This is a genomic window from Mycolicibacter virginiensis (genome assembly GCF_022374935.2).
Taxonomy (GTDB): domain Bacteria; phylum Actinomycetota; class Actinomycetes; order Mycobacteriales; family Mycobacteriaceae; genus Mycobacterium; species Mycobacterium virginiense.
Map to the genome: position 1 here is coordinate 2,739,037 of NZ_CP092430.2, position 15,204 is coordinate 2,754,240.

Consider the following 15,204-nt stretch of genomic DNA (forward strand, 5'->3'; position numbering starts at 1 on the left):
CGGTCCAGCTTCGCCTCTCCTACGTCGAGGCTCGCTAACCGCCGGATGGTTGCGCCGGTCCAGCTTCGCCTCTCCTACGTCGAGGCTCGCTAACCGCCGGATGGTTGCGTCACGAAGTCGATCAACTCCTCAACCCGGCCGATCAACTCCGGCTCCAGGTCGGTCCAGTCCCGCACCCGGCCCCGGATGCGCTGCCAAGCCGCGGCGATATCGGCCTGATCGGCGTGCGGCCAGCCCAGCGCGGCGCAGATCCCGTGCTTCCACTCAACGTTGCGTGGAATCTTGGGCCACGCCCGCATTCCGAGCCGCCCCGGCTTCACCGCCTGCCAGATGTCGACGTAGGGGTGCCCGACGATCAGGGTGTGTGCACCGCCCGGTCCACGGCGCACCGCCTCGGCGATGCGGGTCTCCTTGGAACCGTCCACCAGGTGGTCGACCAGGACCCCGAGCCGTCGGCCGGGCCCGGGCTGGAATTCGGCGACGATGCCGGCCAGGTCGTCGATGCCGCCCAGGTACTCGACCACCACACCTTCGATGCGCAGGTCTTCGCCCCAGACCTGCTCGACGAGTTCGGCGTCGTGGCGGCCCTCCACGTAGATGCGGCTGGCCAGCGCGACCTTGGCGCGCGCGCCGCGTACCGCCACCGAGCCCGACGCCGTCCGGGCCGGCGCCGCGGGTGCCGTCGGGCGGGGCTCGGTCAAGATCACCGGCTTGCCATCGATCAGGTAGCCGGGGCCGACGGGGAATCCGCGGGTGCGGCCGTGCCGGTCCTCCAGATCCATCCGACCGTAGGCGATCCGCACGACGGCCCCGACGTAGCCGCTTTCGGCGTCTTCGACCACCATGCCGCGTTCCACCGGCACCTCTACCGAGCGGACCCTGCGGGCGGCGTGCGGGTTGGCGGCGAGGATGTCGGTTCCATAGCGATCGGCCACCCGAGGCAGCCTAGGGGCGTCCGGACGCGCCGCCGGGGAACCGGGTGCGCGATTCCGACGATTTTTTCTCGACCGATCCATGCCGGTGGGCCCTTTGCTTCGCGACCAACACGCACCACTTTGGCCCCAATAGCCACTCCAGCAACATTAGTAACTCAAAATTCTCTTAATTTCTAAGAGATCTCTCGCAACATACGTAACAATAACAACTTCGTTAACTCAAACAACTGTTGTTTACTTTTGCCTCAATTTATAACAACAAACTCATTCGCATCTTTAGGTGACCAAAATGTGCAATTTCATCATTTATCGCGTTATGCTCGGAAACCTCATTGATAGACACCTATCACGGAGGTTGTGATATGTACCGGAACACGGCACGGCGTGTCGTGCAGTTTGGACGGCGGCAGCTCACTTGGGCCACGTCCGGGCTGATCACCGGGGGGATCGTGGGCACGCTGCTGTCTTCAGCAGGGGTCGCTCATGCCGACAACATGGCAATGGGTTGGGATGCGGTCGCCCAATGCGAATCGGGCGGCAACTGGGCCGCCGATACCGGTAATGGTTTCTACGGCGGTCTGCAGTTCAAGCCATCGACGTGGCGCGCATTCGGTGGTGTGGGATCTCCGGCGAAAGCGTCGCGCGAGGAACAGATCGCGGTCGCCAATCGGGTTCTCGATGAGCAGGGTCCGTATGCTTGGCCGAAATGCGGGCCGGGACGCGTATTCCCGTCGTCGGTGAAGGGCTGGGTGCCGCCGGCGATGCGCCAGCTGCTCAAACCGTTCTGGTGAGCCCGGTTACTGCGGCTTCGGCGACAGCACCGCCTGGGTCTGGGTGACCCGGGCGACCAGCTTGCCGTTGTCGTCGGTCAGGTCGGTCTGCACGACGATCGTCGTGCGGCCGACGTGCAGCGGAATGCTGGCAGCCGTCACCACGCCGTCACGCACCGCGCGGAAGAAGTTGGTCTTCGACTCGATCGTCGAGGTGCTCGCGCCCTGCGGCAGGTTGACCACCGCGCACACCGCGCCCGCGGTGTCGGCGAACGCCATCAGCGCTCCCCCGTGCAACATGCCACCGGTGGTGCAGCGCTCCGGAGCCCACGGCATGGTTGCGCGCACCTCTTGGGGCGACAGTTCAGCGATCTCGATCTGCAACGCCGCTGCGAACGGCATGTTGGCGACGACCAATCGGGCGAACTCAGCCGAATCCATGCTCGCCAGCCTTGCCGACCGCCGCGCCGCTGTCTAGCGCCCCGCGCCTCAGCGCTGTTGGGGCACCGCGTCGATACCGGCTTCTTTGCGCTGTGCCGCGGTGATCGGCGCCGGAGCGTCGGTCAGCGGATCGATGCCGCCGCCGGACTTCGGGAACGCGATGACCTCGCGGATCGAGTCGACACCGGCCAGCAACGCCACCACCCGGTCCCAGCCGAACGCCAGACCGCCGTGCGGCGGTGCACCGAAACTGAATGCGTCCAACAGGAATCCGAACTTCTCGTTCGCCGACGCCTCGTCGATCCCCATGACCTTGAAGACCTGCTGCTGAATGTCGCGACGGTGAATACGGATCGAGCCGCCGCCGATCTCGTTGCCATTGCACACCACGTCATAGGCGTCCGCGAGCACCGAGCCGGGGTCGGTCTCCACGCTGCCGGCGTGCTCCGGCTTGGGCGAGGTGAAGGCGTGGTGCACCGCGGTCCAGGCCCCGGAGCCGACGGCCACGTCACCGGCGGCAGTGGCGTCGTCGGCGGGCTCGAACAGCGGCGGGTCGACCACCCAGGTGAACGCCCAGGCGTCCGGGTCGATCAGGTCCAAGCGCCGGGCGATCTCACCACGAGCCGCCCCCAACAGGGCGCGAGACTGCTTGGCCGGTCCCGCCGCGAAGAAGATGCAGTCCCCCGGCGCGGCACCCACGTGCCCGGCCAGCCCGGAACGCTCAGCGTCGGTCAAGTTCTTGGCCACCGGTCCGGACAGCTCTCCGTCCTCACCCACCAGCACGTACGCCAGGCCCTTGGCTCCGCGCTGCTTGGCCCATTCCTGCCAGCCGTCCAATGTCCGGCGCGCCTGCGACGCCCCGCCGGGCATAACGACCGCACCCACGTAGGGAGCTTGGAAGACCCGGAAGGTGGTGTCGGAGAAGAACTCTGTGCACTCCACCAGTTCCAGGCCGAAACGCAGGTCGGGCTTGTCCGAACCGAACCGGCGCATGGCGTCGGCGTATGTCATCCGGGGCAGCGGCAACGGCAGGTCGTAGCCGATCAGCGCCCACAGCGCCTTGAGCACCTGTTCGGCGATGCCGATCACGTCCTCGGAGTCGACGAAGCTCATCTCCAGGTCCAGCTGGGTGAACTCCGGCTGGCGGTCGGCACGGAAGTCCTCGTCGCGATAGCAACGAGCGATCTGGTAGTAGCGCTCCATGCCGGCCACCATCAGCAGCTGTTTGAACAGCTGCGGACTCTGCGGCAGCGCGTAGAACGAACCGGGCTGCAACCGCGCCGGAACCAGGAAGTCGCGGGCGCCCTCCGGGGTGGAGCGGGTCAGCGTAGGCGTTTCGATCTCGACGAATTTGTGCTCAGCCAGCACCGAGCGGGCGGCCGCGTTGGCCTGCGAACGAAGTCGCAGTGCGGCGCCGGGCCCGTCTTCGCGACGCAAATCCAGGTAGCGGTGCTTGAGCCGGGCTTCCTCCCCGGCGGACTCGTCGAGCTGAAACGGCAGGGCCGCAGATTCGTTGAGTACCGTCAGCTCCGTCGCGTTGATCTCGATGGCGCCGGTGGGCAGATCGGGATTCTCATTGCCCTCGGGGCGAACCTCGACGAGACCGGTGACCGCCACACAGAACTCGGCGCGCAAACGGTGCGCCTGCTCCAGGACAGCGGCGTCACGGAACACCACCTGCGCCACCCCGGAAGCGTCGCGCAGGTCGATGAAGATGACACCGCCGTGGTCCCGTCGGCGCGCCACCCAACCGGCAAGCGTGACGCTGAGCCCGGCGTCGGTAGCCCGCAGTGAGCCGGCGTCGTGGCTGCGCAGCACGAATACCCCCTTGGTGACGGTTAGTTCGGTAACGGTTTGACGGTCGCCAAGTCTAGAGCCCTCTCGTGACACTGCCCCGCGCCGGTCGGTGCTTTAAGCTGGCTCACTGTGACTAACGGCACCGATGACCTCGACTTTGACTATGACGACGAGGACGAAGACGAGGACTACGACGACGCCGCTGCCCCTAAACAGAACAAGAGCCTCAAATGGGGGTTGGCCGCAGTAGTCGTGCTGGCCGTGGTGGCACTGGTGTTGGTCGCGGTGGTGTTGCTGGGCGGCGACCCCGGCAAGAGTTCGCTGGACGGCTCGGCCTCCAGCCGCAGCTCGGCGGCGTCGGGTATCGCCAGCGCGGACGACACCGCTCCGGTCTCGATCATCATCAATGACCCCAGCTGCACCGCGTGGATATCGATCAGCAGCAACCTGTCGAGCACCCTGTCGATGCTGGGACAGGGCAAGTGGAATGAGCGCGACCAGTCGATTCCGGCGTCGGCGTGGAATGACGAGCAGAAGAAGCAGTATCTGGCCGCCGGCCAGGTGGTGCGCAACGCCGCCGCCCAGACCGTCGGGCTGGTGAAGCTGACCCCGCACCGGGTGATGCGCGAACTCTACGAGCAGTTCATCGCTTACGCCCGGACCTTCGTCGAGCACATTCCCACCTACACCGAGCGGGACGCTCCGTTGGCCGGCACCGCGCACAGCGCAGCCTCGGCGCTGGCCGCGATCTGCGCAGCCGCCAACAATGGCTCAGCGGCCGCGCGCGGCCCGCTGGTCGAGTCGCAGTCCGCCCCCACCAAGACGGCCTCGCCGGGCAACCCGGCCAACCCGCAGCGTTATCTGACCGGGTCCAATCCGGTGTGCGCGGACTGGAAGGCCACGCTGGACAAGTTCGGTGTCGACGCCGCCGAATGGCACGGCATCGACCCCAGCATCCCGGGGACGTATTGGAACCCGCAGCAGAAGGCGGTCAACCTGGCGGTGGGTCCCATCATGATCAGCCTGGCCAACAAGATGCAGCAGCTGGGCCGCCGCAGCAACAACCCCACCCTGCAGGACTTCGCGGAACTGTCCGCCCAGTACCGGCGGGCGTTCGTGTTGGCGCTGCCGACCTACGACCCGACCGACAACTACCTGGCCAATGCCGCGACGTTCCTGTCCACCACGGTGCTGGGTGCATGCTCGTCGGCAGCGATCACGGGCTGACCACAGCACGCTAGACACGCTGACAGCGGCCGGGGTTGATTAGCCCCGGCCGCTGTCGGCTTTGCCCAGGCCGTGCATCTCTCCACAGAATGCGAGAAACCGGCGCAGCCCAGGGCTGCGCCGGTTTCTTGATCGCGATTGGCTTGGGTCAGGCCCAGCTGGAGCCGACCGAGGCGTCGGTGTTGGCCATGTTGTTACCGGCCGACTGCACCTTCTGACCGTGGCTGTTGGCCTGCTCGTAGATCACCGCGAAGTTGCGACCCAACTGCGCCACAAACTCCTGGCACGCCACCGAACCCGCACCACCCCAGAAATCACCGGCAGCCAGCACATCGTGCACGATCGCCTGGTGCTCAGCCTCCAACGACGCAGCCTGAGCACGAATCAACGCACCGTGCGCATCCACATCACCGAACTGGTAGTTAATCGACATGGTCGTGGTACTCCTTCTAGCTCGACAGGATCTGCTGAGAAGCAGCTTCCTGCTGCTCGTAGTGGTTAGCGTCGCGAATCAGACCATCACGCACACCGTGCAGCATGTTCACGATGTTGCGAAACGCCGTCTGCATCTGACCCATGGTGTCCATCGAAGTCCGCTCCGCCAGACCACCCCAACCAGCACCAGAGATGTTGGTCGACGACGCCCACATCCGACGAGCCTCGTCCTCCACCGTCTGCGCGTGCACATCAAAACGGCCCGCCATCGAACGCATCGCGTCCGGATCAGTCATAAAACGTGTTGCCATGGTTCTCTCCCTCTTGCTTCGTCAATTCGTTGTGGTAGCCGGGCGCCGACCCGGCAGACACGTGTGTGTTCAGGCCCCTTCCGCTACCCGCCAGCCGGCGAACGGGGCATAACCTTGGGGGCCTTGGCGGCCATCGCGCCCATTCCGCGTCCGGCCATCGCGCCCATCATGGCGTGGCCGAACGGGCCGCCCGGCAGTCCTCCCGACATGGTCTGGACCGGGGCGCTGACCGTGGTGGCGGGAAGTACCGGAGCGGCGCGGACCATACCGTCGGCGGCCATCGACCAGGCCTGCGGAACCTTCAGCGCGCCCATCGAGGCGGCTTGACCGAGCTTGGCGGAGATGGCGTTAGTGGCCGAGCTGAAGTGGCCGGCCAGCACGCCGACCGCGCCTTGCAGCTTGTCGTTGACGAAGTCGCCGATCTGGGTCATCAGGGTGCCGGCGCCCCCGGCGGCCGACTGTCCGGCCAACGCACCTGTCGCTCCGGCCGCTCCGCCCATTCGGGCGAACTGCATCAGCATCGGTAGCAGCCTCACCAACATCATCGCGGGCATGCTCGCCGAACTGATTGGCGACAGCGCCGAGCTGATGGTGGTGGCTGCCGCCTTCTCGCCGAGCATCGTCGACGGAAGGCCAACCGCGTCGAGCAATCCGCCGATGGTGGCGAAGTCATAACCTGACGGCCCGTTGCCAGGCGGGGTGATGACCGGACCGCCATCGGCCGATCCCGGCGTCCCCTGCGCCGTCGCCTGAGCAGACTGCGGCGGTGTCGACACCTGCTGCAGCGCGTTGTTGTTAGCCTCCGCAGACCCGCTGTAGGTGTCCATCGCGGCGCCGTCGGTCGCCCACATCACTTCGTACTGGTGCTCAGTCGCCTGGATCAGGGGGGTGTTCTGGCCAAAGAAGTTGGTGGAGATCAGCGCCAGCAGCATCGCGCGGTTCGCCGCGATCACCGCGGGCGGCACCGACGCGGCCCGCGCCGCCTCGAACAGCGCGGCCGCCTGGGTGGCCAGCGCAGCGTTGTTGGCGGCGGTCGCCGAAGCCTGCTCCAGCCAAGCCACATACGGCGCGGTCGAGGCGGTCGCCGCTGCCGAGCCGGCCCCAGTCCAGGTCGAGTCCAGATTGGCAATCACCGAATGCGTCGCTGTCGCCGATGTCATCAACTCGCTCGACAGCTGAGCCCACGCCGCCGCGGCTTCCAGCAGGGGGCTCGAACCGGGCCCGGTATATATAAGCCCAGAGTTGATCTCGGGCGGAAAGATACTGAAACTCATTGAGGCGCCCCGCTTCAGCCAGCAGCCGCGGCGTTGACAGCCTCGGTGAGGGCGTAAGCGTTCGCGTTGCTACCCAAAGTGGCCACGATCTGCTGGTGCACCGCCGCCGCCTGGGCACTGACCTCCTGGAACAGGGATCCATGGACCGAGAACTGGGCAGCGGTCATCGCCGACACCAAGTCCGCGGCAGGCGCGGTCACACCAGTGGTAGGAGCAGCAGCGGCGGTGACCCCCGCGGTCATCGAGTCGCCGATTCCGGAAAGGCTTCCGGCGGCCGCCGTCAGAATCTCTGGCTGAGCGGTTACGAACGACATTGTTCCTCCTGGGGGGTCGTGCAAGCGTCTCGGGGAAGTGTTGGGTACGCGAAGTCTGCGTCAATACTTGACGTAGGTCACTCTAGCGGACAGTTGTAATAACGGTCTGATAAAGCTGGGGCGCCCGAGACGAACGACAACTCGCGGCCCGAGCACCACGGAACCCTGGAAGCACGAGTTGAAACGTTCACCGAGCAGACGACCTCTCTTGACTCTGGGGCAGGTAGCTGCGGCGGCCGTAGCAGGAAACATCCCACTGCGGCCGGATGCAGAACGTAACACCGGCGCGACCTCGGGGCACAGCAGCGCGACAAACATTCAGTAAAGGTTTGGGATCTGGTCAGACAACGCTGAATTCACTTAGCCAAGGCGCGGGATTCGACGCGTTCTACCGCACTAAACCGGGCCTGGAGGCGGGTGCCGGTATGCGAAGCTAAGGTGCCCCGATCGGTCGGCGGGCCACCATCAAACTACGGACAACTCCACGGAGCGTGCGATGACCTTCAACGAGGGTATGCAGATCGATACCAGCACCACCTCCTCGGGCGGCGGTGGCCGTGGGATTGCGATCGGCGGCGGGGTTGCCGGGTTGGTGATCCTGGTGGTGGCGCTGCTCTTGGGGGCCGATCCCGGCGAGGTGCTCAGCCAGCAGCCCGTGGACCAGGGCCAGTACACGGCGCCGGGCTTCGACCTCGCCAAGTGCCGCACCGGCCAGGACGCCAATAAGTATGTGCAGTGCCGGGTGGTCGCCACGGCCAACTCGGTGGACGCGGTGTGGTCGGACCTGCTGCGGGGCTACACGCGTCCGCGCGTGCAGCTGTTCAGCGGACAGACGTCCACCGCTTGTGGGGCGGCCACCAGCGCGGTCGGACCGTTTTACTGCCCCGCGGACCAGACCGCCTACTTCGATACCGACTTCTTCAAGGTGCTCGTCGACCGGTTCGGCTCGAGCAGCGGGCCGCTGGCACAGGAGTATGTGGTCGCCCACGAGTTCGGCCACCACGTGCAGAATCTGCTCGGCGTGCTGGGCCGAGCCCAAACCGGTGCGCAGGGCGCGACCGGCGCCGGGGTTCGCACCGAGTTGCAGGCCGACTGCTACGCCGGGGTGTGGGCGCATTACGCATCGGTGACCAAGCAGGAGGGCACCGGGGTGCCGTTCCTGCAGCCGCTGACCGACCAAGACATCAGCGATGCGTTGTCCGCGGCGTCGTCGGTGGGTGACGACCGCATTCAGCAGGCCGCCACCGGCCGGGTCAATCCGGAGTCGTGGACCCACGGCGCGTCGGCCCAGCGCCAGCACTGGTTCACCGTCGGCTATCAGAGCGGCGACCCCAACCAGTGCGACACCTTCGCCGCCAGCAACTTGGGCTAGCCCGGGGTCAAAGCGAGAGGAGCCCGCGCAGCTCGGCCCGGTCCGCCTCGTCGAGCGGCAGCAGCGGGCGACGCGGTTCCCCGGCCGGCACCCCGAGCATCTCTAGGCCGGCTTTGACGGTGGTGGGCAGCCCGCCGGCCACGATGAACTCCAGCAGCGGCTTGAGGTCCTCGTAGCACGCCTGGGCCTTGTCCAATTCCCCGGCGGTGACCGCGGTGTAGAGGTCCAGGCAAGGCTGCGGACGCAGGTTGGGCGCCGCGGTGCACCAGCCGGCCGCCCCGGCACGCAGCGCGTCGAGCACCAGCGGATTGCTGCCGTTGAAGAACGGCAGGCGCCCATCGGACAGCGTGGCGATCCGCAGCATCCGGCTCAGATCGCCGGTGGACTCCTTGACCATGGTCACGTGCTCGATGCCCTCGAACATGGCCACCAGCAGCTCTGGACTCATGTCGATCCCGGAGGTCGCCGGATTGTTGTAGGCCACGATGTCGATGTCGATGGCATCGGAGACGGCCCGGTAGTGCGCGGCGATCTCGCGTTCAGACAGTTTCCAGTACGACACCGGGGAGACCATCACCGCGTCGGCGCCGGCCTGCGCGGCATAGCGAGCGCGGCGCACGGTACGCGCGGTGGTCAGATCCGAGACCCCGACCAGCACCGGCACGCGTCCGGCGACCGCGGCGATCGAGGCGTCGACGCAGGTGTCGAATTCGTCTTCGTCGAGGTAGGCGAGTTCACCGGTGCTGCCCAGCGGGGCGATGGCGTGCACCCCGGCCTCGATGAGCCGGTTGATGACGGTAGTCAGGACCGCGGTGTCGATTCCGCCGTCGCGGAACGGGGTCACCGGGTAGCCGATGACGCCATATAACTGTGTTGCCACGAGGGACTCCTTGCTTATCGGGTGATCGCGTCGCTTATCGGGTGATCGCGTCGGGGTGACCGGCGAGGGCGCGGCGGGCGTAGTAGGCGAAGTTCGCCTGGCTGCGATTGGGCAGCAAGGTCCAGTCGTGGGCCTCTCGGGCCAGCTTCTCCGGGAGTTCTTTGATAGTCCCGGCGGCCATGGCGGCCAGCTGCAACGCGGCGGCACGCTCGATCAGCACCGCCAGCGAGCACGCCTCCTCCACACTGGCGCCGGCCACGATCTGACCGTGGTGCGCCAGCAGGATCGCCTTCTTGTCGCCAATGGCCTCAGAAATGATCTCGCCCTCCTCGTTTCCGACCGGGACCCCCGGCCACAGCGGCAGGAAGGCACAGTCGCCATAGAGCGGTGTGGTGTCCATGTGCGAAACGATCAACGGGGTCTCCAGCATGGACAGCGCGGCAACATGAAAAGGGTGGGTGTGCACTATGCACTGGACATCGGGGCGGGCCCGGTAGATCCAGCTGTGGAATCGGTTGGCGGGGTTGGCCATCCCCTCCCCCTCGATGACGTTGAGGTCTTCGTCGACGAGCAGGAGATTGGTGTCGGTGATCTCGTCGAAACCGAGGCCGAGCCGTTGGGTGTAGTAGGTCCCAGGCGCCTCAGCACGGGCGGTGATCTGTCCGGCCAGGCCGGAGTCATGACCACGGTCGGACAACGCCCGGCAAGTCAGCGCCAATTTCTGGCGAGTAGACCACTGAGTTCCGGTGAAGTTCTCCGCGAAGCGGTGCTCCGCGCGTTGCATCAGGTCGGATTTGGAATCGTCGAACGTGGTGCCCATGGCAGCTCCTCGGTGACGGCGGTAGATGACACGACCCTAACCGATAGGACACCTTGTGTCATCTCCTGTGTCATCATGGACGCATGACAGAACTGCTGCGCGCCGTCCGCAAGCAGCGCGGCCTCACCCTCGAAGGCCTCGCCGAGCGGACCGGGCTGACCAAGAGCTACCTGTCCAAAATCGAACGCAGTCGCAGCACGCCGTCCATCGCGGTGGCCATCAAGGTGGCGCAGGCCCTCGATGTCGACGTGGCCCAACTGTTCTCCGAGCGGGGCGACGAGGACAAGATCGCCGTGGACCGCGCTGCGGACCGCAACGCGGATCGACAGCGCTACCGGGCCATGGCCGCGGGCATGCTGGGAAAGACGATGTCCCCGTTCGTGGTTCGTCCCACCGGGCATGCCGGCCGCCGCGAGAATGGTGAAGATGGTGAAGCCCACCCGCTGCACCCGGCTCATGAAGGCCAGGAGTTCGTGTTCGTGCACGCCGGGACCGTCGAATTGGAGTACGGCGATGCCGCGTTGACGCTGAACGCAGGTGACAGCGCCTACTTCGACGCCTCGATCAGCCACCGCCTCCGCTCGGTGGGCTCGGGGCCCGCCGAAGTCGTCGTTGTCGCCGCCGACGTCGCCGGCGGTGCGCAGTGAACACCGAGCTGCTGTTCTCCTACGGCACCCTGCAGCTACCAGAAGTGCAACGCAGCACGTTCGGGCGCGAACCCGATGGCCGGCCCGACGCGATCATCGGCTACGACCTGGACTACGTGACGATCACCGATCCCCACGTGGTGGCAGTCAGCGGCGCCGACCGTCATCCGATCCTGCGCCCGTCGGACACACCTGACGCCGCTGTCCCCGGCACGGTGTTCGCGATCAGCACCGCCGAACTGGCGGCCGCTGACGAGTACGAGGTCGACGCCTACCGGCGGATCTCGGTGCCACTGCGCTCAGGTGCGCAAGCCTGGGTGTACGTGTTCGCCGGCTGAGCCGGGCCCGTCACCAGGGCCGGGTAGCGCAGGACACCCCACTGCCGCCCTGCTGCGTCACCACCACTTCGCCGTCGACGGCGATCTCGCAGTGGAACTCCGGGTTGATTCGCAAGCCACCGCTCGCGGTGACCAACGCCCACTGACTGGGATCGGCCAGCGTGGTGGTGTAGACCACCGGCTGTCCCCCGCCGATCGGCACCCGAACCGTCTCGAGGTACTCCGAGGAGTTTGCGTTGTAGGCGGCCATGCTGGGCGGGTCGGTCTTGATGTAGGAGATGTTGCCGGTCAGGTCACTGGTGGCGGTGATCGTGTAGGTGACCTCGTGGCCACCGGTTGTGCTCTTCTTCGGGGCGTCGGCCGACGGTTCGGTCGCGTTCTCGGTCGGAGTGGGCGTCGGCGACGGCGCTGCATTCTCGGTGGGCGATGCCGCCGGGTTCTCAGTCGGCGAGGCTGGGCTGTTCTCGGGGTCCGCAAGTGACGTCGCATGGCTGGCTGCCATTCCGGCGGCTGCCATCAGCACCACCGTCCCGAACTTGACTGTCACATTCCGCATGATCGTCATACCGCGCCACGCTACCGTGTGTTGCCGACTGTCGGGTTCCGTCACGCCCCGAGGCGCTGCGCTTGCATTAAGTCGACATTCGCCTCAGTCCAGGTACAACCAGCGACCTGTAGCGCTGCCCGGACCCGCATGAGAACCACGTTCGGCCGATACCGAAGCAGGTCACTACTAACCCGGACAATCACCCAGCCGCGCGCGGCCAACTCGGCATAGCGGTCGATGTCAGCGGTACGCTGCCGCGGATCGGTCCAGTGCTGCGCACCGTCGAACTCCACGCCCACCCGGTATTCGGGCCAGCCCATGTCAATGCGGGCAAACGGACGCCCGAAGCCATCTCGCACAACGATCTGGGTCACCGGACACGGCAGTCCGCCGCGAATCAGCAACAGCCGTGTCTTGGTTTCCTGCGGGGATTCTGCGCCGCCGTCCATCAACCTGATCGCACGCCGTAGCTGTACCAGACCGCGAACACCCCGATGGCGTTCGGCCACCTCAGATACGTCGTCCGCGACAAGCCCTGTGGCATGCGCCAGGGAATCGAGTCGGATTATGGCACCGGTCAGGCCTCCCCTGCGCCCAAGATCGAAGGCAGTCCGGGCGGCCGTGGTGGTCGGTATCCCTCGGATGAGGCATGTTTCGTCCGCTTCCAGCCGCTCGCGATAGATCGCAATCCCATCGGCGTCGCCAGCAGCCTTGCGGTTCAGCTCGGCCGGCGACCGCGCATCAATCCATCGTGATCCGTGCAGCGCCGCTGCGGACAACCCGGCCACTGTCGCGGTCCTGCCCGACCACAGCCAACCGGCCACTGCACGGGTGACGGGGGTGAGTTCTACGCCGTTGGGCAGATAGACGTTGCGGTAGATCTGCCGATGCCGACTGCGTAACGTCCGCCTGCTCACGCTGCCCGCTGCCAACGCCTCAGACCCGAGGAAGGGCCACGTCGAATCGGGGGTGGGCGTCGGCATGAAAATCACACTGCCGTCCCAAGCCGTCACCCGAGTGCCGAGCGTCGGCTTTTGTCACGCGTTCTGTGGATAACCGCGCACTAAGGCGACATTCGCCGCAGTACCTCGGCCACCACGTCGTCAATCGGCACGTCGACCTGTTCGCCGGTGCCCAGGTTCTTGACGCCGACAGTGCCGGCCTCCAAGTCGCGGTCGCCCGCGACCAGGGCGATGACGGCTCCGGAACGGTCGGCGGCGCGCATCGCGCCCTTGAGCCCGCGGTCCCCGTAAGCCAGGTCCACGCGCACGCCGGCCGCCCGCAACTGCGCGGCGATAACGGCCAGCCGCAGCTTGGCCGCCTCGGAAAGGCCCACCCCGAACACGTCGCATCGGCTGGTCTGGCCCACGGTCTTGCCCTCGGCGGCCAGCGCGAGCAGGGTACGGTCCACGCCGAGACCGAAGCCGATCCCGGACAGGTCCTGACCACCGAGCTGACGCATGAGCCCGTCGTACCGGCCTCCGCCACCGATCCCGGACTGCGCACCCAACCCGTCGTGCACGAATTCGAAGGTGGTCTTGGTGTAGTAGTCCAGGCCGCGCACCATGCGCGGGTTGACCACGTACGGCACCCCGAGTGCATCCAGGTGTGCCAGCACGGTGTCGAAGTGCGTCCGGGCGGCTTCGGAGAGATGATCGAGCATGACCGGGGCATCAGCGGTCATCTCACGCACGTGCGGACGCTTATCGTCGAGCACCCGCAGCGGATTGAGCTGCGCGCGCTGGCGGGTCTCCTCGTCAAGGTCGAGCCCGAACAGGAACTGCTGCAGCAACTCTCGATAGGCGGGGCGGCAGGTGTCGTCGCCCAACGAGGTGATCTCCAGCCGGAAACCCTCCAGCCCCACGGAGCGAAAGCCCGCATCGGCGACCGCGATCACCTCGGCGTCCAGCGCGGGATCGTCCACCCCGATCGCCTCGACCCCAACCTGCTGCAGCTGCCGGTAACGGCCGGCCTGCGGGCGCTCGTAACGGAAGAACGGCCCCGAATAGCAGAGCTTGGCCGGCAGCTGACCGCGGTCCAGGCCGTGTTCGATCACCGCGCGCATCACGCCTGCGGTGCCCTCGGGCCGCAGGGTGACCGAACGGTCGCCGCGGTCGGCAAACGTGTACATCTCCTTGGAGACCACGTCGGTGGACTCCCCCACCCCGCGTGCGAACAGTGCGGTGTCCTCGAAGATCGGCAGCTCGATGTCGCCGTACCCGGCGCGGCGAGCGACCGCCAGCAGTCCGTCGCGGACGGCGACGAAGCCGGCCGAAGAGACTGGCGGTACGCCAGGAATGTAGTCGGGCACCCCTTTGGGTGCGGTAAACGTGCTCACGCACTGAGCCCTTCTAGGAACGGGTTGTAACGGCGCTCGGCGCCGATGGTGGTCTTAGGGCCGTGGCCGGGTAGCACCACGGTCGCGTCGTCAAGGCAGAGCAGTTTGTCGACGATCGAGGTCAACAGGTCCCGGCCGCTGCCCCCGGGCAGGTCGGTGCGGCCGACCGAGTTCTGAAACAAGGTGTCCCCGCTGAACACCACCTCGGCAGCGTCACCTTCGACCCGGAACACCACCGAACCGCGGGTGTGGCCGGGGGTGTGGTCGACGGTGACCGTGGTGTCGCCCAAGCCGATCTTGTCGCCGTCGCGGTCCAGTTCGATCAGCTGCTTGGGCTCGGAGAACATCGCCTTGCTCAACACCCCGAACAACGCCTGCCCCGGGACGGTGCCCAGTGAGCGCAGCGGGTCGGTAAGCATGAATCGGTCCTCGGGGTGAATGTAGGTGGGACAGCCGTAGGTGTCGGAGACCTTCTGCGCCGACCAGATGTGGTCGATGTGGCCGTGCGTGAGCAGCACCGCCGACGGCGTCAGCCGATTCTCGTCGAGCACACGCCGCAGCCGGGCCATCGCGCGCTGGCCGGGATCGACGACGATCGCGTCCGAGCCCTGCCGTTGCGCCAACACGTAACAGTTGCACGCCAGCATTCCAGCGGGGAATCCGGTGACCAACACGCCGACCAGTTTCCCATTGCACGCCGGGTCGGCGGTGACGCGGGCGGTGCAGGCCCGCTCTGGCAGACTTGAGGGCCGACTCAG

At 66.5% G+C, this 15,204-nt stretch carries 18 protein-coding genes; 5 read left to right on the forward strand and 13 right to left on the reverse strand.

The window, feature by feature from the left end:
- Positions 1–89: 89 nt before the first annotated feature.
- Positions 90–935 carry a DUF3097 domain-containing protein gene (locus MJO54_RS13100; protein ID WP_064889524.1) on the reverse strand — a complete coding sequence of 282 codons (846 nt, stop codon included), beginning with the start codon at positions 933–935 and terminating at the stop codon, positions 90–92.
- Positions 936–1,297: 362 nt separating this feature from the next.
- Between MJO54_RS13100 and MJO54_RS23830 the strand changes: the two genes are divergently transcribed.
- Positions 1,298–1,726 (forward strand): transglycosylase family protein, encoded by a 429-nt coding sequence (locus MJO54_RS23830; RefSeq protein ID WP_204368935.1) that lies wholly within the window; start codon positions 1,298–1,300, stop codon positions 1,724–1,726.
- A 6-nt stretch (positions 1,727–1,732) separates the two neighbouring features.
- Here MJO54_RS23830 and MJO54_RS13110 read toward each other — a convergent pair whose 3' ends face one another.
- Positions 1,733–2,146 carry a PaaI family thioesterase gene (locus MJO54_RS13110; protein WP_046286191.1) on the reverse strand — a complete coding sequence of 138 codons (414 nt, stop codon included), beginning with the start codon at positions 2,144–2,146 and terminating at the stop codon, positions 1,733–1,735.
- Between the two features lie 48 nt (positions 2,147–2,194).
- Entirely contained in the window at positions 2,195–3,964 is a 1,770-nt protein-coding gene (gene aspS / locus MJO54_RS13115; RefSeq protein WP_064889522.1) for an aspartate--tRNA ligase, read from the reverse strand.
- A 108-nt stretch (positions 3,965–4,072) separates the two neighbouring features.
- Here aspS and MJO54_RS13120 point away from each other — a divergent pair, with 108 nt between their 5' ends.
- A complete protein-coding gene (locus tag MJO54_RS13120; protein WP_046286189.1) occupies positions 4,073–5,170 on the forward strand; it encodes an ESX-1 system-associated protein in 1,098 nt (365 codons plus the stop codon).
- 148 nt (positions 5,171–5,318) lie between these two features.
- On the opposite strand, the gene MJO54_RS13125 is transcribed toward MJO54_RS13120, so the two are convergent.
- From MJO54_RS13125 to MJO54_RS13140, 4 genes are all read right to left on the reverse strand, one after another.
- On the reverse strand, positions 5,319–5,603 hold the full coding sequence (locus MJO54_RS13125) for a WXG100 family type VII secretion target (RefSeq protein ID WP_047317298.1): 285 nt from the start codon (positions 5,601–5,603) through the stop codon (positions 5,319–5,321).
- A gap of 16 nt (positions 5,604–5,619) precedes the next feature.
- The gene (locus tag MJO54_RS13130) at positions 5,620–5,916 is read right to left on the reverse strand and encodes a WXG100 family type VII secretion target (protein WP_047317297.1); all 297 of its coding nucleotides are present in this window, start codon (positions 5,914–5,916) and stop codon (positions 5,620–5,622) included.
- Between the two features lie 83 nt (positions 5,917–5,999).
- The gene (locus MJO54_RS13135; RefSeq protein ID WP_046285518.1) at positions 6,000–7,190 is read right to left on the reverse strand and encodes a PPE family protein; all 1,191 of its coding nucleotides are present in this window, start codon (positions 7,188–7,190) and stop codon (positions 6,000–6,002) included.
- A gap of 14 nt (positions 7,191–7,204) precedes the next feature.
- Entirely contained in the window at positions 7,205–7,504 is a 300-nt protein-coding gene (locus tag MJO54_RS13140) for a PE family protein (protein WP_046285519.1), read from the reverse strand.
- A gap of 496 nt (positions 7,505–8,000) precedes the next feature.
- Between MJO54_RS13140 and ypfJ the strand changes: the two genes are divergently transcribed.
- Positions 8,001–8,876 carry a KPN_02809 family neutral zinc metallopeptidase gene (ypfJ, locus tag MJO54_RS13145; protein ID WP_105294354.1) on the forward strand — a complete coding sequence of 292 codons (876 nt, stop codon included), beginning with the start codon at positions 8,001–8,003 and terminating at the stop codon, positions 8,874–8,876.
- Positions 8,877–8,883: 7 nt separating this feature from the next.
- Here the strand turns inward: ypfJ and MJO54_RS13150 are convergent, their stop codons facing one another.
- Both MJO54_RS13150 and MJO54_RS13155 read right to left on the reverse strand, forming a co-directional pair.
- Positions 8,884–9,756: a dihydrodipicolinate synthase family protein gene (locus MJO54_RS13150; RefSeq protein WP_105294355.1), complete on the reverse strand. Its 873-nt coding sequence runs from the start codon at positions 9,754–9,756 to the stop codon at positions 8,884–8,886.
- Between the two features lie 34 nt (positions 9,757–9,790).
- Positions 9,791–10,576 (reverse strand): aldolase, encoded by a 786-nt coding sequence (locus MJO54_RS13155; RefSeq protein ID WP_105294356.1) that lies wholly within the window; start codon positions 10,574–10,576, stop codon positions 9,791–9,793.
- An 83-nt stretch (positions 10,577–10,659) separates the two neighbouring features.
- Between MJO54_RS13155 and MJO54_RS13160 the strand changes: the two genes are divergently transcribed.
- Together MJO54_RS13160 and MJO54_RS13165 are read left to right on the forward strand one after the other, a co-directional pair.
- On the forward strand, positions 10,660–11,223 hold the full coding sequence (locus tag MJO54_RS13160; RefSeq protein WP_105294357.1) for a helix-turn-helix domain-containing protein: 564 nt from the start codon (positions 10,660–10,662) through the stop codon (positions 11,221–11,223).
- The gene (locus tag MJO54_RS13165) at positions 11,220–11,561 is read left to right on the forward strand and encodes a gamma-glutamylcyclotransferase family protein (protein WP_105294358.1); all 342 of its coding nucleotides are present in this window, start codon (positions 11,220–11,222) and stop codon (positions 11,559–11,561) included. Before MJO54_RS13160 ends, MJO54_RS13165 begins: the two co-directional genes overlap by 4 nt.
- A 10-nt stretch (positions 11,562–11,571) precedes the next feature.
- On the opposite strand, the gene MJO54_RS13170 is transcribed toward MJO54_RS13165, so the two are convergent.
- The 4 genes from MJO54_RS13170 to MJO54_RS13185 all read right to left on the reverse strand — a co-directional run bounded on the left by MJO54_RS13170 (position 11,572) and on the right by MJO54_RS13185 (position 15,120).
- The gene (locus tag MJO54_RS13170; protein WP_064888386.1) at positions 11,572–12,126 is read right to left on the reverse strand and encodes an Rv2576c family protein; all 555 of its coding nucleotides are present in this window, start codon (positions 12,124–12,126) and stop codon (positions 11,572–11,574) included.
- Between the two features lie 41 nt (positions 12,127–12,167).
- On the reverse strand, positions 12,168–13,091 hold the full coding sequence (locus tag MJO54_RS13175; protein WP_046285539.1) for an endonuclease domain-containing protein: 924 nt from the start codon (positions 13,089–13,091) through the stop codon (positions 12,168–12,170).
- A gap of 80 nt (positions 13,092–13,171) precedes the next feature.
- Positions 13,172–14,446, reverse strand: coding sequence for a histidine--tRNA ligase (hisS, locus tag MJO54_RS13180; RefSeq protein ID WP_046285531.1), 1,275 nt, complete (start codon positions 14,444–14,446; stop codon positions 13,172–13,174).
- A complete protein-coding gene (locus tag MJO54_RS13185; RefSeq protein WP_046285532.1) occupies positions 14,443–15,120 on the reverse strand; it encodes an MBL fold metallo-hydrolase in 678 nt (225 codons plus the stop codon). The genes hisS and MJO54_RS13185 overlap by 4 nt, the downstream gene beginning before the upstream one ends.
- Positions 15,121–15,204 lie beyond the last annotated feature (84 nt).